This is a genomic window from Arthrobacter sp. alpha11c (genome assembly GCF_054149985.1).
Map to the genome: position 1 here is coordinate 1,267,804 of NZ_CP196747.1, position 20,208 is coordinate 1,288,011.

17 protein-coding genes are annotated in these 20,208 nt (G+C 61.8%); 9 read left to right on the forward strand and 8 right to left on the reverse strand.

Annotated elements, in window-relative coordinates:
- Window position 1 precedes the first annotated feature (1 nt).
- Window positions 2-1,624, reverse strand: coding sequence for a class I adenylate-forming enzyme family protein (locus ACTAQJ_RS05835; RefSeq protein WP_498701401.1), 1,623 nt, complete (start codon window positions 1,622-1,624; stop codon window positions 2-4).
- Window positions 1,625-1,883: 259 nt separating this feature from the next.
- Here ACTAQJ_RS05835 and ACTAQJ_RS05840 point away from each other — a divergent pair, with 259 nt between their 5' ends.
- Window positions 1,884-2,501 carry a TetR/AcrR family transcriptional regulator gene (locus tag ACTAQJ_RS05840; RefSeq protein ID WP_498701402.1) on the forward strand — a complete coding sequence of 206 codons (618 nt, stop codon included), beginning with the start codon at window positions 1,884-1,886 and terminating at the stop codon, window positions 2,499-2,501.
- A gap of 64 nt (window positions 2,502-2,565) precedes the next feature.
- Here the strand turns inward: ACTAQJ_RS05840 and ACTAQJ_RS05845 are convergent, their stop codons facing one another.
- From ACTAQJ_RS05845 to ACTAQJ_RS05855, 3 genes are read right to left on the reverse strand one after another with little or no spacing between them, the layout of a single operon-like run.
- Window positions 2,566-3,321, reverse strand: a complete 756-nt coding sequence (locus ACTAQJ_RS05845) for a gamma-glutamyl-gamma-aminobutyrate hydrolase family protein (RefSeq protein ID WP_498701403.1) — start codon at window positions 3,319-3,321, stop codon at window positions 2,566-2,568.
- 14 nt (window positions 3,322-3,335) lie between these two features.
- Window positions 3,336-4,688, reverse strand: coding sequence for a glutamine synthetase family protein (locus tag ACTAQJ_RS05850; protein WP_498701404.1), 1,353 nt, complete (start codon window positions 4,686-4,688; stop codon window positions 3,336-3,338).
- Complete coding sequence (locus ACTAQJ_RS05855; RefSeq protein WP_498701405.1) at window positions 4,681-5,352, reverse strand: hypothetical protein; 672 nt, start codon at window positions 5,350-5,352, stop codon at window positions 4,681-4,683. The genes ACTAQJ_RS05850 and ACTAQJ_RS05855 overlap by 8 nt, the downstream gene beginning before the upstream one ends.
- A 155-nt stretch (window positions 5,353-5,507) precedes the next feature.
- Between ACTAQJ_RS05855 and ACTAQJ_RS05860 the strand changes: the two genes are divergently transcribed.
- Entirely contained in the window at window positions 5,508-6,467 is a 960-nt protein-coding gene (locus tag ACTAQJ_RS05860) for an alpha/beta hydrolase (RefSeq protein ID WP_498701406.1), read from the forward strand.
- A gap of 359 nt (window positions 6,468-6,826) precedes the next feature.
- Window positions 6,827-8,143: a low temperature requirement protein A gene (locus ACTAQJ_RS05865; protein WP_498701407.1), complete on the forward strand. Its 1,317-nt coding sequence runs from the start codon at window positions 6,827-6,829 to the stop codon at window positions 8,141-8,143.
- A 19-nt stretch (window positions 8,144-8,162) separates the two neighbouring features.
- Here the strand turns inward: ACTAQJ_RS05865 and ACTAQJ_RS05870 are convergent, their stop codons facing one another.
- From ACTAQJ_RS05870 to ACTAQJ_RS05880, 3 genes are all read right to left on the reverse strand, one after another.
- Window positions 8,163-9,062, reverse strand: coding sequence for an RNA polymerase sigma-70 factor (locus tag ACTAQJ_RS05870; RefSeq protein WP_431114834.1), 900 nt, complete (start codon window positions 9,060-9,062; stop codon window positions 8,163-8,165).
- A 5-nt stretch (window positions 9,063-9,067) separates the two neighbouring features.
- Window positions 9,068-9,649 carry a carboxymuconolactone decarboxylase family protein gene (locus ACTAQJ_RS05875; RefSeq protein ID WP_498701408.1) on the reverse strand — a complete coding sequence of 194 codons (582 nt, stop codon included), beginning with the start codon at window positions 9,647-9,649 and terminating at the stop codon, window positions 9,068-9,070.
- 75 nt (window positions 9,650-9,724) lie between these two features.
- Window positions 9,725-10,858 carry an acyl-CoA dehydrogenase family protein gene (locus ACTAQJ_RS05880; RefSeq protein WP_498702154.1) on the reverse strand — a complete coding sequence of 378 codons (1,134 nt, stop codon included), beginning with the start codon at window positions 10,856-10,858 and terminating at the stop codon, window positions 9,725-9,727.
- 196 nt (window positions 10,859-11,054) lie between these two features.
- On the opposite strand from ACTAQJ_RS05880, the gene ACTAQJ_RS05885 reads away from it, so the two are divergent.
- The 6 genes from ACTAQJ_RS05885 (at window position 11,055) to ACTAQJ_RS05910 (ending at window position 18,638) form a co-directional block, all read left to right on the forward strand.
- Window positions 11,055-12,008: a LysR family transcriptional regulator gene (locus ACTAQJ_RS05885; protein ID WP_431114832.1), complete on the forward strand. Its 954-nt coding sequence runs from the start codon at window positions 11,055-11,057 to the stop codon at window positions 12,006-12,008.
- Between the two features lie 209 nt (window positions 12,009-12,217).
- Window positions 12,218-13,720 (forward strand): CoA-acylating methylmalonate-semialdehyde dehydrogenase, encoded by a 1,503-nt coding sequence (locus ACTAQJ_RS05890; protein WP_498701409.1) that lies wholly within the window; start codon window positions 12,218-12,220, stop codon window positions 13,718-13,720.
- A gap of 2 nt (window positions 13,721-13,722) precedes the next feature.
- Complete coding sequence (locus tag ACTAQJ_RS05895) at window positions 13,723-14,784, forward strand: enoyl-CoA hydratase/isomerase family protein (RefSeq protein ID WP_498701410.1); 1,062 nt, start codon at window positions 13,723-13,725, stop codon at window positions 14,782-14,784.
- A 58-nt stretch (window positions 14,785-14,842) separates the two neighbouring features.
- The gene (locus ACTAQJ_RS05900; protein WP_498701411.1) at window positions 14,843-16,729 is read left to right on the forward strand and encodes a propionyl-CoA synthetase; all 1,887 of its coding nucleotides are present in this window, start codon (window positions 14,843-14,845) and stop codon (window positions 16,727-16,729) included.
- A 92-nt stretch (window positions 16,730-16,821) separates the two neighbouring features.
- A complete protein-coding gene (mmsB, locus tag ACTAQJ_RS05905) occupies window positions 16,822-17,772 on the forward strand; it encodes a 3-hydroxyisobutyrate dehydrogenase (RefSeq protein ID WP_498701412.1) in 951 nt (316 codons plus the stop codon).
- Window positions 17,773-17,783: 11 nt separating this feature from the next.
- Window positions 17,784-18,638 (forward strand): LuxR C-terminal-related transcriptional regulator, encoded by an 855-nt coding sequence (locus tag ACTAQJ_RS05910; protein WP_498701413.1) that lies wholly within the window; start codon window positions 17,784-17,786, stop codon window positions 18,636-18,638.
- A 165-nt stretch (window positions 18,639-18,803) separates the two neighbouring features.
- On the opposite strand, the gene ACTAQJ_RS05915 is transcribed toward ACTAQJ_RS05910, so the two are convergent.
- Window positions 18,804-20,171, reverse strand: a complete 1,368-nt coding sequence (locus tag ACTAQJ_RS05915) for an MFS transporter (protein WP_498701414.1) — start codon at window positions 20,169-20,171, stop codon at window positions 18,804-18,806.
- Window positions 20,172-20,208: the final 37 nt, after the last annotated feature.

Consider the following 20,208-nt stretch of genomic DNA (forward strand, 5'->3'; position numbering starts at 1 on the left):
CTCAGTTACCGCTGCCCGCAGCACGCGGTCGTTGCAGGTCGTAGGTGATGCCCGGATATTCGCTTGAGCGTGCTTTGAGGGCCGGCTTCGACACGCGCTCGGACGGGGTACGCGGGAAGTCGGCGACGAACTCGACGTAGCGCGGAACTTTGAAGCGTGCCAGCTCGGTTCCCGCACCCTCCATGATTCGTTCTGCGGTCGCGCGGGTTTCCCCAACGCCGTGTGCCAGCTGCACGAAGGCTTTGACCTCCTCGCCAAACAGCTCGTCAGGGACGCCGACCACCGCTGCGGCCACGACGGCGGCGTCGCGCTCCAGGACGCGTTCGACCTCAGCGCTTGCGATGTTCTCCCCGCCACGACGGACCATGTCCTTAATCCGACCTACCAGGCGGTAGCCGTCCGCCTCACGGACCGCGACATCGCCTGTGTGCAGCCATCCATCGCGAAGGACCTTCGCGGTGTCTTCGCGTCGGTTCCAATAGCCGAGCATCATCGGCTTACCGGATGTGATCAGCTCGCCGGGCTCCCCCACCGCAACTTCCCGGCCGGATGGATCGACCACCCTGACCTGCTTCGTGGGTACAGGCTGTCCCAGCCGCCCACTGCCAACGTCACCCGTGCTTTCGGGGAGGCTAATCAGGTCAGTCCCGCTTTCGGTCATCCCGAAGATCTCCCGCCAAGGCGCTCCCCAGCGCTCTTCGAGTTGCTCGTGCAGCGCAGAGGGGATCGCCGAGCACAGCACGAGGCGGAGGTCGTTGTCCAGGTCCTGCGGGCTCGGCATCTGCTTGAACAGAAGCGTGGGCATCGAGCCGAGCACGTAGCAGAACGTGGCCCTGTGCCGGCGGACATCCGCCATGAAACCAGAGGCGGAGAATCGAGGCAGCACCACCAGCGGCGCGCCGATCGTGAGGCACAAGGAGGTGTTCCGCTGCGGGTCCATGTACGAAAACGGCTGCGAGGTAAGTACCACGTCATCCCTTCCGAGATCCGCCGCACCCGCGCATATCCACCCCAGCCGAACCCAATAGTCGTGGGTGAGCATGCACGCCTTCGGGAATCCGGTGGTTCCCGAGGTGTACTGGAGGTTGGCGAGTGTGTCCGCCGAGATGGCGGTCCCCGGACTGTCCGCCGGATACTTCGCGAGCTCGCTGCGCGACGCCGCTTCAACCATCCGGACATCACACAGATCGCCGTTAGCATCGAGCACCTCTTTAACAAGAGGGGCGTGACCGGGGTCAGTGACGATCACCCGAGCGCCGGAGTCACGAAGCACGAATTCCAGGTCTGCACGGCGATATGAAGAGTTCACCGGCACGGCGACACCTCCGGCTTTGAGTATCGCCAGCCAAGCGATCGGCCATTGCACAACATTGGGCAGCATGATCGCGACCCGGTCGCCGGGGCGGATCCTGTCCTCTGAGACAAAGCGCTGGGCCAGACGCGAGGTCCAGTCGTCCACTTCCGAGAAGGTCCACGATCCTTCCGGGAAGCGGACAAACTCGCGGTTGGGGAAACCGGCGGCCTGGTATTCCAGCAGGCCGAGGAGGGTGTCGATGGGTGGGTTCCTCGCCATGCGATCGAGGGCAACTCCGCGTTCCCGGTTAACAGATTCAACTTCGGTCATCTCGTCCTCTTCAAGGTGGCTTAGGCGGTGGTGGGGCGGGTTTCGTCAATGGACGTGCAAGCGGCGCAGACCCGTCTCGCAGCAGGAGCATGGTCTCCTGAAACGCCATGTGAAATGTGATGCCAGTCATGACGATATCGCTAGTTGGTCATTTGATCAAGACGTATGATCGAGAAGTATCACTACCCCTCGGAGTCTGATCTGATAGCGTGGAAGACACTTGATCAGTCGTCCGTCTAGAATTCGACAGGAAGAATAAATGGCCCACATGCCTGCCGCTGAACGTCGCGCCGAACTTGTAGCTGCGGCCGTTCGAATGATCGCTGCCCACGGGGTGGAGGGCGCCACGACGCGCCGCATCGCGCAGGAGGCGAATGCTCCGCTAGCCACCCTGCACTACTGCTTCGCAGGCAAGGAAGTTCTGTTTGCTGCGGTTTTCGAGTACGTCTCAGGGCAGTACCGGGAGGTGCTGACGAGCAACGAGGTCGACGGCGACCTGGAGAGCACCGCGCGAACGCTTTTGCGTGGCCTGTTGGAGTGGTACCTGGCGAATCCCGACTTCGGTCCGGCAATCGTTGAGTTGATCAGCTGGGCTCAGCGTCAGGAGGGCAAGCAAGCTGAAATGGTGTACAACGACGCGTTCGGCACCATGCGGTCCATCCTCGAGGCTGCCGCGAAAACTTCAGGACAGTCGATCAACGAAACGATCATTGACGAACTGACATACATCGTGTCCACATTGTCCGACGGATTCGCGCTCAACTGGCTGGTGTTTGCTGACAGAGCGGCAGCTGAGCGGCAAATCGAGCTCGCTCTCGGCGTACTCGACGCGTGGATGGCCACCAGTCTTGGCGCTTCCAGGCCTTCGAAGGTCTAGGCAAAAGGGTTTGTTCGGCCGGCCCCGGGAACTTCGGCGCCGACCGAACAAATCCTCGCGCAGGTCAGATGCGCCGCCTGCCCTCTGCGACGATCCAGCTCAAAGCCGGATCGTCACGCTCCATCCATTCGGGATGCCACTGAACACCCAGGACTGCAGCTCCGGGGAGCTCGACCGCTTCAACGACGCCGTCGGCCGCTCGGCCTGTGACTACCAGGCCGGTGCCGCAGCTATCGACCGCTTGGTGGTGCCACGAATTGGTCACAGCGCCTGCTCCGAACAGCCGCTCTGCGATGGAGCCGGGCTCGAATGTCACCTTGTGGTCGTCAGCACCATCGGCGGGCGCCCGCGAACCGGACAGATGCTGAACGGAACTGGACGGCAGGTGGGCGATGAGAGTGCCGCCCAGAGCAACGTTCAGGATCTGCAGGCCCCGGCATACTCCCAGGATCGGGATACCCCTGGCCAGCGCAGCACGCACCAAGGCGATTTCGTACTGATCCCTGTCGGGATCGTGGACGGTTGGATCATCTCGCGGATCCACATCGCGGACCACGGACAGGTCGCCACCCCAGCAGGCCGGATGAACATCCTGTCCTCCGGTGATGACCACGGCCGCCAGCCAGTGGCAGAGTGCCTCAGGATCGGCGTCGTAGGGCAGGTTCACCGGAATCCCACCAGCTTTGGCGATCCGGTCCGAGAAGTCGGTCATGAAGGCATCAGCGAACAGATGGCCGTAGCGCTTGTCCATTCCGTCGACCAGCCCCAAACGGAACCGACGGCCGGTGATGCCGATCATCGGGCGGATGGCGTCTGGCATGGATTTCCCTGCGCTCAAGGGAGTTCGAAGTAGCGCGCCGACTCCCATTCGGAAAGCTCTGCGAATGGATCGCCACCTGCCGTATGGAACTGCATCCACTCCCACCGCCGCGTACCTACCCAGTAGTCGACGAACTCGTCCCCGAGTTGTTCGCGCAGAATCGGGTCCGCTTCAAGAGCAGTGGCCGCCTTGGTGACGGTATCCGGCAAACGCTCGAGGTCCGGTACGCACCACGCCATATCCGTGACCGGCTCGGGCGGCTCGATCGCGGCGTCGAGGCCGGCAATCACGCCAGCGAGAATGGCCGCAACCGCCAGATACAGGTTCGCATCGGCTCCGGGCACACGGTATTCCAGCCGCGAGTACGCCGGATGCCCGCATACGGCACGAACAGCGGTGGTCTTGTTGCTGATGCCCCAGGTCACCGTCGTCGGCGGACCGCTCAGGTCCACCAGTCGGCGGTACGAGGTGATCTGCGGGAGCATGATCGACGTCGCGCCCCGCATCGTCGCGAGGAGTCCACCGATAGCATGCCGCATCGTAGGCGAGGGCCCCTCTTCGGCGTAAAAGGCGTTGACGCCGTCGCGCTGCAACGACAGGTTGACGTGCGAGGCCTGACCGTACCCCGCCGTCGGCTTGGCCATGAAGGTTACTGTGTGACCTAGTTCGAAGGCCACCTCGCGCATCACCTGCCGGGTACGGGCCCAATCGTCGCAGACCGAGAGGGGTTCACCGGGAGCCAGGTTGAGCTCGACTTGGCCAGCCGCATCCTCGTCACTCCACGCCTCCCACTCGATACCGATCTCGTCGAGGCGACGGGCTACTGCCGACATGTAGTCAACCCAGTCCTTCGATTTCGCCAGGTGGTACGCGGTTCCGGCGGAACCGCCCAGCGGAGTGAGGTCGCGGTATCCCTTGATGCGGGCCTCGTGGATGGACTCTTGGAAAAGTGTCGCCTCTATCTCTACCGCCACAGTGGCCTTGAAGCCTCGACTATCGAGCCGATCGATCAGCTTGCGGGCCAGGTTACGAGGGCATATCCCCACCGGTGTGCCGTCCGCTTGCCAGAAATCACCGATGACGGACTGCAGACCGGGCTCCCACTGAACCAGCGTCGCCATATCGGGGCGAAACTGCACATCGGCCAGGTGCCCACGCCACCCCGGATAGGCGAAACCGAATGTCGGGGCATTGCCCAGGTCGAGGCCGAAAAGGAGATCAGCGAACGCGAACCCCGAACCTGCGTTCGTCGTGAACTTCTTGGGCGAAAGGTTCTTTCCGAGGAATGAGCCCTCGTGATTGGTGGCCTCAAGCCGGACTGTATGGACGTCGTCACGGGTATTTGGATTGGTAACAATTTCAGACATCGTAACGGACCTTCCAGGATGCTCCGACCATAACTGACAGCTGGGAGAGCGTGCCGCGCACGCCGATCAGACCGGTGGACAGGGCGGCGATCAGATCATCGGCGCCCGAGAAGATGCCGGCCAGCCCATCCGGGGAGCCGGCGATGACATACTGCGTGTCGCCCTCGCCGACCACCAGCTCGGACAGCCCATCGGGCCCATCCGAGACCGCGACGAGTACGTCCGGGATCCCCGGTATCAATCGTGTGGCGGCCCAGAATTCCTCGGCGGCAACCCGCCAGTCAGGCAGCGGCGGTGACAACAGTTCAAATGCGGTGGCGGTTAAGTGATGTTGACCTTCAACTACAGGCCCGCCAACCGGGGCGAACCGCCCATTCAGGTCTACGACCAGCGTTACATCGGGCTCGACGAATACACCGCTCGATACTGCTATGACCCCGTTGGAGATGCTTATTGTCGCGGCCTGGGGGGTGTCATGGGAGCGGACCGCAATGGTGCCTTCCACCCCCTCCACGAGGGAAGCTTCCCGGCTGGCGCGGATGGAATCGGTGATCGTGCGGCCGATCAGCCGGACGATCGGACTCGCGTCCTCCTCGATCCGAACGCAGACCCCGCCGACCACGTCGGCCTCGCGTGCAGCGTGGCCGATTGTCGTTTCGGTCATCCTTCTGTCCTTTCGATTCAACGAGATCGACGCACGGCACAGCGTCAACGGTCGATCCCAGTGGAACATGAATAATGTAGTCAAATGACTTGATCATGTGACTATGATGATGAGGTACAGATCAATTCTTTGTCAATGACTGCGAGGCAACCGAGATGAACGACACCCCTCCCGCATGGTGGAACCTGCTCGACGACGAAGCGAAGTCCGCGGCCCGGATGATCAACCATGTTCTGCCGAAACCCATCCGTGAATTGGGGGCGAAGCAGGCCCGCGCGCTCCTGAACACGAGCCCCTGCACTGCGCCGATGACGCCGCTTGACCATGTTGAACAACTGAATGTCCCGACCCGGGCAGGCGCGATCCGGGCACGCCTATACCGGCCCGAGGGCGCTACAGATAGTCCAAGGCCCGCCTTGGTCTATCTGCATGGCGGAGGTTTCGTTCTTGGAACCATCGAGGGAGCAGACGAGCTGTGCCGCGCGATCGCCGTCGGATCCGGGTGGACGGTCGTGTCCCTCGACTATCGGCTCGCTCCGGAAAGTCCGTACCCCGCGGCACTGCAAGACTGCCTCGACGCCTACGCATGGCTGACCCTGACAGCAACGGAGCTCGGGATCGACCCCGCACGAATCGCAGTCGGCGGAGACTCTGCTGGTGGCAATCTGGCAGCCGCCCTCTGCCTCCATCGACGCGACGAGGGCAGCCCGCTGCCCGTGACACAAGTGCTCGCCTACCCCGCCGTCGACGGGACGTTCACCACTCCATCCTGGACGGAATTTGCCGATGCACCGCTGCTAAGCACCGCGGACGCGCGCTGGTTTTGGAGTCAGTACGTCGGCCCGGGACACCGGGCGGACGACCAACTTGCGGCACCCATGCGTGCCGCATCGCTGCGAGGCCTTCCCCCGGCCATGATCCTGACTGCGGAGGTCGACCCGATCCGAGGTGACGCCGAGGCGTATGCGGCACGCCTGCGGCGCGAGGGCGTCCCCGCCTCGCTGATCAGGTATCGCGGGGTCTTCCACGGCTTCCTCACGGAGACCGGCGCTTTCACCCAGGCGAGGCGGGCCATCGAGGAGATCTGCCTGCACCTCCGCGGTCTCCAGCGGTGACAGCTCCGGACCCGCTGTTTTGTTCAACTTGGGCCGCGCCATTGAACTCTGTAGGAATTTCCCATCAACTTGAGGAGCAACAGTGGACCTGCATTTGCAACCAGATTGGCAACGTGCCGTTGGGCAGCGCATAGAAATCTGGAAGGACGGAAAATTTGTCCGTAAAGGAACTGTCGAAGCCGTCATGCCTGACGACTCCCTATTATGGGTTTCATCGGAAGGAGCTTCTTCACGACGGATTTTTCTTAGATCCGATGGATACCGGGTATTCACGCATTTCCTTCCGGAATAATCCGGGACGCTTCCATGTAGGTATTGCGTTGTGAACGAAGTGGAACCGTAGTGCACAAGGAAGGGGCATGATGGCAACCAGCGCTGAATCGCCGTTACACAACCAATTGATGGAGGACCTTTATCATCGGTTTCGTCCCATGCCCGGGCACGACCCCCTAGAGCGCGGTCGAGGCTCAATCCCGCTGGAACTCTTCTACGACCTGATCTACGTCATAGCCTTTGGGTTCGCCGCGGGAGAACTGGCCCATTATGTCGCTGAAGGCTCTGGATGGCCAGCAGTGGGTGCATATACCTTTGCCATCTGGGCGGTGAGCTGGGCCTGGCTGAACTTTAACTGGTTTGCATCCGCTTACAGCAATGATGATGCACTGTTCCGCATTGCCACTTTCGTCCAAATGATCGGCGTCCTGATCCTGACCTTCGGGTTGCCCGTTAGCTTCTCGGCGGCGGCCGATGGGGAAAGCCCCAACAACATGCTTATGGTGATCGGCTATGTCATCATGAGGGTCCCACTCATGGCCTTGTGGCTCCGAGCCGCTCGACAGGACCCCGCACGACGGCGTACCGCTATTGCATACAGCGTCGCCATCGGAGTTGCCCAGATTGGATGGCTGCTCACCGCGATCTTGCCCCTTCCTGCCGGGACAACCATCACAGCGTTGATTATTTTGGCGGCAGCAGAAATGGTGGCACCTGTGTTGATCGAACGGAAATTCGGCCTCGCCCCCTGGAATGCAGGGCACATCGCGGAACGTTTCGCCCTTCTTACTATCATTACGCTCGGCGAGGTCGTAGCGGCCACCACAATGGCGGTCGCAGCTCTCACTCAGGTGCAAGGGTGGACGTTGTCCGCTGTGGTCATTGCGGCGTCGGGCATTATTCTTGCCTCGGCACTATGGTGGGCGTACTTTCTCATCCCGTCACGGACGATCCTTGAAGAATGGCCCGAACGCACCTTTGCCTGGCGGTACGCTCATTTGCTCCTCTTTGGCGCGATCTCAGCCGTGGGCGCCGGACTACACATTGCTGCCTTGGCCGTCGAAGACAGTCACCTGTCACTACTTCTGATCGCCGTAGCGCTCGTCGTTCCGGTAGCGGCCGTCATCATCATGATATTTGTTACCTGGAGTGTTCTCCTCAAGTCCTTTGACCTCACGCACCTTCCACTGCTGATTGTCACCCTCATTCCGTTGGCCGCAGCAGTCATCCTCGGTGCCGTCGCCGGCTCCGAGGCCCACATCAATCCGGATAACCCCTCCGACGTACTCGCATTAGTCACTGTTATCGGGCTGGTTGCACTGTCCGCAGTGATCGAAGTTGTCGGACATGAAATGGTCGGCAGCAAGCACACAATCCGCGCTGTGAAGGCAAAAGCAGCTTGAACAATGTGGGTCCGAGCAGCTAACGCGCCAGCAGGGTCTCCTCCTCCAAGTAGCCGAGCTTGTCAGGGTTTCGCATGGCGAAGATCCTTGCGATCCTGCCGTCCTCCACCACCAGGCTGATGAGTGACGGACCGCCTGCTTCGTCGTCGATCCGGATGCCGAGTCCGCCGTTGAGCCAGAGCAGAGCGATTTTCGGGTTGAGCGCTGCCTGCGGGAAGGACCTCAGCAGATTTGTCACCTTCTTCGCGCCGTACACCGGCACCCGAACCGCCTGGGCGATGCCGCCGCCGTCAGCGATGAGTACGACGTCGGGGGCCAGCACGTCCATCAAGCCCTGCACGTCCCCGGTGGTGACCGCCGCGAGGAACCGTTCGACGACTTCCTGCTGCTCGGTGCGGTCCACGCGCATGCGGGGCCGCCGGGCGGCCACATGAGAGCGCGCTCGGCTGACGAGCTGGCGCACGGCGGCCCCTGACTTGCCCACAGCCTCGGCAATCTCCTCGTAGGGCACGTCGAAAACCTCGCGCAAGACGAAGGCTGCCCGCTCCACAGGGGTGAGCGATTCGAGAACCGTGAGCATGGCGATCGAGACGCTTTCGGCCAGTTCCACGTCCTCGGCTACATCCGGCACGGTGAGCAGGGGCTCGGGCAGCCATTCCCCGACGTAATCCTCCCGCCGTCGTGACAGCGTGCGGAGGCGGTTGAGCGCCTGCCGGGTGACGGTGCGAACGAGGTAGGCCCGCGGGTCGCGGACGCCCGCGCGGACGTCGAGGCCCAGTTCGGCCCACCGGAGCCAGGCCTCCTGCACTACGTCCTCCGCATCCGCGGCGGAGCCGAGTATCTCGTAGGCGACAGTGAAGAACAGGCTGCGGTGGGTAACGAATGGATCCTGCCTGTCAGTGGCGCGGAGGTTGCTCATGCCGCTCAGGCTACTCCGCGGCCGCTGCGTGCTGCGAGCGGCTTCAGCTCACAGGACTCCGCGAAACCCTCGGATTCGATGCCGAGGGCCACGTTGCTGCGGGTGGTGAGGTTGGCGAAGCCGATGACGCTGGTCAGTTCGATCAGCGCTGGCGCGCCCAATTGCCCGAGCACCCGGGCCGACAGTTCGTCGGTCACCGAGACGGGCGTGGCACTCATGGCCTCGGCATACTCCAGGACGTCCCGCTCCAGCGGCGTGAAGACGTCGGACTCACGCCAGCACGGGATCTGCCGAGCCTTCTCCAGGTCCAGGCCGTGGTTGTGCGCCATGAAGTAGTTGTAGTCCAGGCACCAGCTGCAGCCGATGAACGAGGCCACGGCCATGTGAGCGTAGGACTTCAGCGACTCATCGCAGCTGTTCCACCTCTGCAGCTTCTGTCCGAAGCCCATGGATGCCTTGAGAACGGGCTGGTTGTGCCACATGACGCCCAGCGATTCAGGGACTTTGCCGAACATCTTCGCGCTGAACTTCTTAATGAGTGCGCCGTAGAAACCGGTGATCTCTGCGGTCGGGATCCTGCTGGTCATGACTCCTCCTACGGGTCGGTTCTGGGTCCTACGACATGAAGACACCGCCCGGGCCCGATCTGTGACACGTCGAGTTCAGACGAAGGCGGATTTGCCGGTGACGGCACGTCCGACAATCAGGGAATTGATCTCGTATGTCCCCTCGTAGGTGTAGAGGATCTCCGCATCCCCCAGCAGTTTGCCCATTTCGTACTCGGTGCTTACGCCATTTCCGCCAAGCAGGGACCTGCCCATGGCCACCGAAGCCCTTGCCATCCGGGTGGTGGTTGCCTTGCTCATGGCGGCCTGGGCCATCTCCAGCTTTCCCTCAGTCTGGATCCTCGCGAGGTGGGCCATTAATCCAAGGGATGCTGTGGCATTTCCAAGGATCTCGGACAACTGCTGCTGTACCAGCTGGAACTTTGCGAGTTCCCGGCCGAACTGCTTTCGCTCCAAGGAATAAGCGCGGGCGATATCAAATGCTGCAAGTTGAATGCCAGCGGCCTGCCAGCCAACCCAAGCCCGGGAATCCCGCAACAGGTCGTTTGCCTTGGAGAAGTCGGTGGCTCCCGGCAGGAGATTTGCTTCGGGAATCCGGACGGAGCGGAGCTCAATGTGGGCGTTTTGCATGATCCGCAAACCGATCTTGTTGCAGATCTTCGTGGCTGAGTATCCGGGACGATCCGTCTCAACAATGAAGCCCTTAATCTGCCCATCCGCGACATCCCTCGCCCACACCAGAGCGAAATCGGCAACAGTACCCGAGCCTATCCAGCGTTTGGCACCATCGATGACCCATTCGCCGTCGTGAAGGCGGGCGGTAGTCTCAAGTCCGCCGGCGATATCCGAGCCATGGTCCGGCTCGGTGAGGGCAAAGGCACCGAGCTGCCGGAAGGAGGTCAGGCCAGGGAGCCAACGGTCTTTTTGGTCCTGCGACCCCAAGGCATCAATCATGCCCACAATGAGTTCATTGTGGATGCCAACCAGGGCTGACAGTGAGACGTCCGCTCGTGCGACCTCAACATATACGAGCCCCTTAAACAGGACTGACGTTCCGTCGGTTTGCAAACCTCCAAGACCGTAGGCGCCAAGCATGGCCAGTAGCTCGAACGGGAACTCCTCCCTGTTCCAGTAGTCAATGGAAGCTTCCCGGACGTGTTCCTGAAGGAAGTTACGGATGTTCAACAGCCGCGAACGCTCGGTGGGCGAGAGCAGATCCCAGACATACATCAGGTCTGCATCAGGAAAAGGCGGCACTATCGCAGGCCTTGCCGGGTCGGGCCGGTTGCGAACACTTTCTTCCAGTTTCACGAGCATGTGTCCCTTCATCCTTGACAGGAGTAGCGTGGCTGGGCTTACTGACAGCAGAAACGCACCAGGGACTACATACTAGGACTTCCTAGTAGATACTAGGAAGTCCTAGTAGATGCCTGAATTGGCAGACATAGTGTGCGTTGATGCACAGGAGGCGAATGTGGAATTTAAGGGACTTCCAAGCGCAGACGATCTTCTCGTCCTGCTCACTGTTGCCAGGTTGGGCAGATTCAACGCAGTCGCTGAAGCGCTGGACACCACACACACCACCATTTCGCGGCGGATCCTCGCCTTGGATAAGCGCCTGGGCGGCCGCACCCTGGAACGCACGCCCTATGGATGGGAGCTTACCGAGTTGGGACGAAAGGCGGTCGCTGCGGCGGAGGGCGTTGAGCGAAGCCTGGGAGGCCTCACGGCCAGCTTGGAGCGCACGTCCGAATCCCTTTCGGGCTTGGTGAGAATCAGCACCCCCGACGTGTTCGGACCCATGTTCGTGACGCCCGCACTCGTACGGCTTCAGCGCAGAAACCCTTTGCTGCGGGTCGAAATGCTCAACGCCACACGCAAGCTCAGCCGGAACAGGTCGGGCGTGGATCTGGAGATTGTTGCAGGCGCCGTGGAGGCGGGGAGAACGGAAACAATCTTCCTGGCCGACTACGTCCTCCGCCTTTACGCCAGCCCAAATTACCTGAAGGAGCGCGGGACGCCCCAAACGCTTCCAGAACTCCAAAGCCATAGCTTCGTCTCCTACGTGGAATCCGTTCTTCAAGTTGTTGAAATAGGCCACCGGTCGCAAACCCTGACAGAGAGTCCGGCAAACTTTCAGGCAACAAGCCTCTTTGCCCAGCTGGAGGCGGTTCGACATAACGGCGGAATCGGCCTCCTGCCCTCCTTCATGGTCTATGGACTACCCGGTTTTGTCCCCGTACTGCCGCATGGTTTTGAACGGCGGCTCAGTTTCTGGGCCGCGGCCAGACCAGAATCACTTCGCTCCCCTGCCGTGCAGGCCGTCATCAAGGCCGTTCTGTCGGAAGTCCGCAGCCGCCAAGACGAGCTGATGGCTTAAAGGTCGGAACAAGAGGCGACCCATCGCTGATGCCATGTGCACGTATGCACATGGCATCTGCTTTAACTGCGCTTGTTCGCACCGTTGAGGCGGTGGGACGCTGAATCAACGGCCCAGCAGAAAGCTGGAATCCCCCAGACCTTCGACCAGATGATGGATCACCCAGCCACGGAACCGAGGCCAGTGATCCAGAAGCAAAGGAGCATTTCATGGTCAACGAACTCACGCACTACATCGGCGGAACACGCACGGAGGGCACGTCCAAGCGCTTCAGCGACGTCTATGACCCCTGCACCGGACAGGTGCAGGCACGTGTCCCGCTTGCCACACCCGCAGAGGTAAGCGAGTCTGTAGCCAATGCCGAAAAGGGCCACGCGGAATGGTCAGCGATGAACCCGCAGCGCCGCGGGCGGATCTTGCTGAAGTTTGTGGCACTCGTCAATGAACATCTGGACGAGCTCGCGGAAATGCTCTCATCCGAGCACGGCAAGACGTTTGCCGATGCGAAGGGAGACATCCAGCGCGGCCTTGAGGTGGTGGAATTCTCAGCCGGAGCGGCCGCGCAGTTGTTGAAAGGTGAGTTCTCCGACAGCGTCGGGACGGGAATCGACGTCCACTCCCTGCGCAAGCCGCTCGGCGTCGTCGCGGGCATCAGCCCCTTCAATTTTCCTGCCATGATCCCGCTGTGGCAGGCCGGCCCCGCATTGGCTGCCGGCAATGCATTCGTCCTCAAGCCCTCCGAACGCGATCCCTCCGTCCCCCTGCGTTTGGCGGAGCTGCTCACCGAAGCCGGGTTGCCTGACGGTGTGTTCAACGTGATCAACGGCGACAAGGAAGCCGTTGACGCCCTCCTTGAGGACCCGCGCGTCAAAGCAATTGGCTTCGTTGGCTCCACGCCGATCGCTCAGTACATCTACGCAACGGCCGCCGCACAGGGCAAGCGTGCCCAGTGCTTCGGCGGAGCCAAGAACCACATGGTGATCCTTCCGGACGCCGATCTGGATATGACCGCTGACGCCTTGATCGGCGCGGCTTACGGCTCCGCGGGCGAACGCTGCATGGCGATATCAGTTGCTGTGCCGGTGGGCGAAAAGACGGCCGACGCGCTGGTTGCCAAGCTCAAAGAGCGCATCAACAAACTCACCGTCGGCCACAGCCTGAATAAGGCCAGCGACTTCGGTCCGGTCATTGCTGCATCAGCGAAGGAACGCATCGAGTCCTACATTGCCGCCGGCCAGGATTCAGGAGCCGCCCTCGTGGTGGACGGGCGTGAACCAACCGTCGAGGGCTATGAGGGCGGATTCTGGGTGGGCCCCACCCTGTTCGACCACGTGACGCCCGAAATGAGCATCTACAAGGAAGAGATCTTTGGCCCCGTGCTGAGCGTCGTCCGCGCCGAGGACTACGACGAAGCACTGCGCCTGTGCAACGAGCACGAATTCGGCAACGGCGTCGCAATCTTCACGCGCGACGGCGACGCGGCCCGCGACTTTTCCAGCCGAGTCGAAGTCGGCATGGTCGGCATCAACGTTCCACTCCCGGTTCCCATTGCGTACTACACCTTCGGCGGCTGGAAGGCATCCGGCTTCGGCGACCTTAACCAGCACGGAGCGGATGCGTTCCGCTTCTACACAAAAACCAAGACCGTCACCAGCCGCTGGCCGTCGGGGATCCGCGGAGGCGCCAGCTTCGTCATGCCTGCCGGAAGCTGATCATGCCCACCGACCAAGTCCTCTTCGAACGTCGAGGCCGGCTTGGCGTCATCGTGCTCAACCGGCCCCGAAACATCAACGCGCTAACCCCACAGATGGTGGAAGCAATGCTCGCCAAACTTGGCGAGTGGGCCAAAGACGATGCGGTGAGGACGGTCCTGATGCGGGGCGCCGGCGAGCGCGGCCTCTGCGCCGGCGGCGACATCGTGGCGATCTACCGGGACATGATCGACGACGGCGGCAGCGCCACCGCGCAGTTCTGGGCCAGGGAGTACCGTCTCAACTCGCTGATCAGCCGCTATCCCAAGCCGTACGTGGCGTTTATGGACGGCCTTGTGCTCGGCGGCGGCGTAGGCATCTCCGCCCACGGATCCCACCGAATCATCACGGAGCGCACACGGATGGGCATGCCGGAGACGACGATCGGGTTCGTTCCCGACGTCGGCGGTACCTTCTTGCTCGCGGCAGCCACTGGTGAGTCCGGGACTCATGCGGCCCTGACGGGCGCCCACCTCGACGGCGCCGACGCCCTGCATCTGGGCCTCGCGGACCACTTCGTTCGGAGCGACAGCCTGGACGCACTTGCGACGGCGTTGGAAGAGGAAGCGGCGGACGAGGCCATTGCGAAGTTCGTCGTTGAGCCGCAGCCCTCGAGCCTCGCGGCTGACCGGACGTGGATTGACCACGCCCACGCCGCCGACGACGTCGAGGAAATCGTGCGTCGTCTACGGTCCACACCTGTACCGGAGGCAGCCCAAGCAGCGGACTCCATCGAGGCGAAGTCACCCACGGCGCTCAAAGTCACCCTTGAGGCACTACGACGTGCGCGGGCGCGTGACCTGACTCTTGAAGAAGCCCTGGACGTGGAATACCGCATCGGTCTCCGGTTTCTTGCCGGCCATGACTTCCGTGAGGGCATCCGCGCACAGGTCATCGATAAGGACCGTAGTCCCCGCTCGAACCCAGCCACCGCGGCCGACGTGACCACCAGCATGGTTGCGGATTGCTTCACCTCCCTCGGCGGGCGTGAGCTTGGGCTCGCCGAGGGCGTGGCAATCGGTTGACGACTCCGAAGCCACCCACTGTCCAATTCTCAACCTTTTCAGGAGTGTGACGCATTCCATGTCTGCATACGCTGACGCCTACGCACGCAGTATGGCCGACCCGCAATCGTTCTGGCTCGAAGCCGCCGACGCGATCGACTGGTTTGAAAAGCCCCACCGCGCGCTCGACACCTCCGAGGCGCCGTTCTTCACATGGTTCCCGGATGGAGTACTCAACACCTGTTACAACGCGCTGGATCGGCACGTCGCCCAAGGGAAAGGTGACCGCCTGGCCCTCGTCTGGGAATCGGCCATGGCACATCGGACGGAGCGGTATACCTACACCGAACTCCTGGATCGAGTCAGCCGGTTCGCGGGTGCTCTTCGTGACCTTGGCGTCGGCCGCGGAGATCGCGTGCTGATCTATATGCCCATGGTTCCCGAAGCCGCCATCGCGATGCTGGCATGTGCTCGGCTCGGTGGGGTTCATTCGGTGGTCTTTGGCGGATTCGCCGCCCCGGAACTTGCCGCGCGAATCGACGACGCCGAGCCCAAAGTCATCGTGGCTGCATCCTGTGGTCTGGAGCCAGGCCGCGTTGTGGAATACACACCGATCATCCGGGCGGCGTTGGAAAAGACCCGCCATCGTCCCGATTCCACCATCATCCTTCAGCGTGAACAGGCGGTGTCGGAACTGGGAGAAGCCGAGTTCGATTGGGATGACGTTATTTCCGCTGCCGAACCCGCCGACTGCGAACCGGTCATGTCGACCGATCCCCTCTACATCCTTTACACCTCTGGAACCACCGGAAAACCCAAAGGTGTAGTCCGTGACAACGGCGGCCATGCTGTCGCCCTTGCCTGGTCCCTGCCCAACGTCTACGACGTTCACCCCGGAGAAACGATGTGGGCGGCCTCAGACGTGGGGTGGCAGGTGGGCCACACTTACACGGTGTACGGGCCACTTATTGGCGGTGCCACTACGGTCATGTTCGAGGGAAAGCCGGTTGGAACTCCCGACGCCGGTGCGTTCTGGCGCATCATCGAGAAGTACAACGTCAAAGTGCTGCTCACCGCACCGACGGCCATGCGGGCGATCAAACGGGTTGACCCTGAGGCCACGTGCTTGGACGGGCTGGACATCAGCAGCCTGGAGGCTCTGTTCCTGGCAGGCGAAAGGCTTGATCCGGACACCTACGCATGGGCTGGCAACCTTTTGGGCGTTCCGGTGGTTGATCACTGGTGGCAAACGGAAACCGGATGGCCTGCTTGCGCGAACCTGCGAGGGCTGGAACCGATGCCCCTCAAGCCTGGCTCGCCCTCGGTTCCTGTTCCCGGGTTCGACATTCGGGTGCTCACCTCGGACGGCAAGCCGGTGGAGGCCGGCACCGAAGGGATGCTTTGTATCAAATTGCCACAGCCCCCAGGCATGCTGAGCACGCTTTGGCAGGATAAGGAACGCTATCGCAAGGCGTACCTGAGCACGTTCGACGGGTATTACCTCACTGGCGACAGCGGTCTGATCGACGAGGACGGATACGTGTTTGTCATGGGCCGCACGGATGACGTCATCAACGTAGCCGGACACCGTTTGTCCACCGGGGTCTTGGAAGCGGTGCTGGCTGCCCATCCGGCGGTCGCGGAATGCGCGGTCATCGGGGTGCCGGACGAATTGAAAGGGCAAGTGGCTCGGGGCTTCGTGGTCTTGAAATCCGGGGCCAGCATCACCGAGGACACCTTGCGGGAACAGATCATCGCCTCTGTCCGAACAGAAGTCGGGCCGGTGGCCGCATTTCGCGAGCTCTACGTGGTGGACGGCCTCCCCAAGACTCGCTCCGGGAAGATCCTGCGCCGCAGCATGCGGGCAATTGCCGAAGGGCGAGATGAAGCGCTGCCGGCGACCATCGAAAATCCCGAAGTCTTCACTTCACTTAGTCCAATACTTCAAGGTAAAGGCGCCAATTAATACTGGATCGAGCACGCGGGTTCGTCCCGTGGTTCGAGGGCTCCGCCCCCAATGCGCGTCCAAAGAAATCAATCGAAACGCGAGGACAACTTATGACACCACGAATCGCTTTTATCGGGCTCGGCCACATGGGTGGTCCGATGGCAGCCAACCTGGCAAAGCACGGATACGAGGTAACCGGGTTTGACCTGGCAGCCTCGTCCCTTGACCAGGCCCGAGACAACGGCATCAGGATTGCGGAATCTGCGGTAGCGGCCGTTGAGAGGGCCGACGTGGTCATCACGATGCTTCCAGCAGGCCGCCATGTTCTGGAACTGTACTCAGGAACAGCTGATTCTGTTGGGCTGTTGTCGGCAGCCTCCCCAGGGACCCTCTTCATTGACTGCTCCACCATTGCCGTGGCAGATGCGCTCTCCGCACACGCGTTGGCGACTTCGGCGGGCCAAAGGTCTTTGGAGGCCCCGGTTTCCGGCGGGGTTGCCGGCGCCGCTGCGGGCACCTTGACGTTCATGGTTGGAGGGCTTGACGCTGACTTTTCCCAAGCCGGCCCGCTCCTGGATACCATGGGCAAACGAAAGGTGTTTTGCGGCGGTCCTGGTGCGGGCCAGGCAGCCAAAATTTGCAACAACATGATTCTGGGCATCACCATGATCGCGGTAAGCGAAGCCTTTGTCTTGGGAGAGCAGCTTGGGGTCAGCAACGACGCACTGTTCGATGTGACCTCAAATGCGTCCGGGCAATGCTGGGCGCTGACCTCCAACTGCCCCGTACCGGGTCCCGTGCCTGGCAGCCCGGCGAATCACGACTTCCGTCCTGGTTTCGCGAGTGCCCTCATGGCCAAAGATTTGGGCCTGGCAGCGGATGCCTTGGCTTTCGCCGGCCTGCAGGACGTTGGGCTGGGAGGAAGGGCGACGGACATGTATCGCGCGTTTTCCGACGACGGCGGTGCAACGCAGGACTTTTCTGCCATCATCAACGCCATTCGGGCCAAGACGGCGGAATCAAACTTCGAGAAGCTTCCACCGAGCTTCCTTCACCAGTAGCGTGTAGGGTCATGCAGCCTGACGTCTACTACCGCCCTGATGACCGGGAGTTGCTCCGCGCCGCGATGCGTGAGCTGGCCCAACGGTTCCGCCCCGCAGTGTTGTTTGGCGGGATGGTAGCCGGGAAAAGCCTCCAGCTCTCGGATTTCCTCGGCACGGCCACGGCTAGTCTCCGCAACGTCAGTGTCCTTCCTGGCGCTGGGCTGGGTGGGCGGGTTTTCAGTCAGTGCCAGCCCTATCTGGTGACTGACTACATCGCTTCCGACCGGATTACCCACGAATACGATGCTGCCGTCAAAAACGAGGGCATCAGATCGCTGACCGCGGTGCCGGTCCTGGTTCGGGGCGAGCCGCGTTCCGTACTTTATGTCGGAAGCCGGGAGGGCATCCCCTTGGGTGAGCGGGCCATGGAAGATGCGATGGCTGCGGCGACGACCGTCGCATCGGAACTCCGCGTCAGGGATGAGGTAGACCGGCGAGTGGCCGTCTTGCATCGTGTCCATCCGGAACCAGCCATGGCCTACGACCACAACTGGTTGGAGGAAGTCCGGCAGGCACACGCTGAGTTGCGGTCCCTGGCTAGCACGGTCACGGACGTCCAACTCGCACAGCAGCTCGACGGCATCGGCGCGCGTCTGGCCCCGTCCCCCGCCAGCGGGGTGCAGCCCGCTGTACGGCTGGCACCCCGGGAACTTGATGTGCTTGCTCAGTTTGCTTTGGGATGCTCCTATGCAGAAACGGCAGACAGGCTGAGTCTGAAGCCTGTCACCGTGAAGAGTTATCTTCAAAACGCCATGGCCAAGCTTTCGGTACATAACCGGCTCGAAGCGGTATCGGCCGCACGGAGGCTCGGCCTTCTGCCGTAGTGAGTCTTCAGAAACCGCTGTAAGAACGTCCTCCCGGATTTCCGGGAGGACGTTCTTGTGTTTGCTTTTGATCGGCAAGTACTCCAGGACGTACGCGAGATACCCCAGCGCCACGGATGCGGGGCTGCCGATGAGTCGACAGCCCCGCACCTTCCAGCGGCCGTCCTATGCCGCCGTCGTGCGGTCCTTCTTCATGGTTCCGCCTTCTACGGGACGTTCTTCAAGTCCGGACCTCTCCCGGTTGGGTAGTGCCATGGTGCAGGCGATGCTGAACAATCCAATGGCGGCGAGCAGAACGCCGATGCCCCAGCCTCCTGTGCTGGTAATCAGCTGTGCCGCGACGAGCGGAACAATGCCACCACCCAGGACCCCGGCGAGGTTGTAGCCCATGCCGGCACCGGTGTAACGGTACTTAGTCTCAAAGAGCTCAGGAAGGAGCGCACCTGCCGGACCGTAGGCGATCGCAAAAATCACGAGAGTGACGGTGAGGCCAATACCGAAGGCCAGAACCGTACCCATGCCCAGCAGTGGGAACAGCACCAGGGACCACGGCACAGCGAAAATGCAGGACGCCGCGATGACCTTCTTGCGACCGAAGCGGTCGGAAAGGATACCGGAGGCCAGCGTGGCGGCGGCAACGAAGACTGACGCGATGATTCCAGTGGTAAGGACCTCCGGACGGCTCAACTTCATACCGGTGGGACTGGTGGCGTAGCTGGTCAGGAACGCCGTTCCAATGTAGAAGAGGGCAAACAGGAGCGTCAGGGAGCCGCCTGCCAAGAGGATTTCCTTGGGTTGGCCCTTGATGGATTCCACGATGGGAAGCTTGGCAGTGGTTTCGGGGCGCTTGGCATTCCTGAACACCGGCGTCTCCTCGATGCTGGTCCGCACCCAGAAGCCCACCAGAACCAGGACGGCGCTGAGAATAAACGGCACTCGCCAGCCGATAGTGATAAACGCTTCCGACTTATCGCCCAGGGTGAGGCTGGTGACCAGAAACGTGCCGCTGGCCAGCGCGAAGGCCACCGAGGGACCGAGCTGCGGGAAAGAGCCGAACAGTCCTCGTTTTCCTGGGGGTGCGTATTCGGCTGTCAGCAAGGTGGCTCCCGCCCATTCCCCGCCGACAGCCAGGCCCTGTACGAACCGAAGGACCACCAGCAGGATCGGTGCTGCAACGCCGATGGTGCTCGCATCCGGTATCAGGCCGATCATCACCGTGGCGATGCCCATCATGAGCAGCGTGGTGATGAGGGTCTTTTTGCGTCCGATCCTGTCGCCATAATGCCCGAAGATGATGGCCCCGACCGGCCGGGCGATGAACGCGACGGCGAAGGTGCCGAAAGATGCGACAGTTCCGGCGGCAGCACCCAAGGCGGGAAAGAAGACAACCGGAAAGACCAAGGCCGCTGCCGTTCCGTAGATGAAAAAGTCGTAGAACTCGATGGTGGTGCCGGCCGCGCTGGCGAACGCTACTTTCCTGAGCGTCTTGCGGCTGTGAGGCGGTGAATAGGCAACGGATGAAGCTGAGCTCATGGGAATCTCCTTTGATGTCCGGCTCGTATTTCTCACA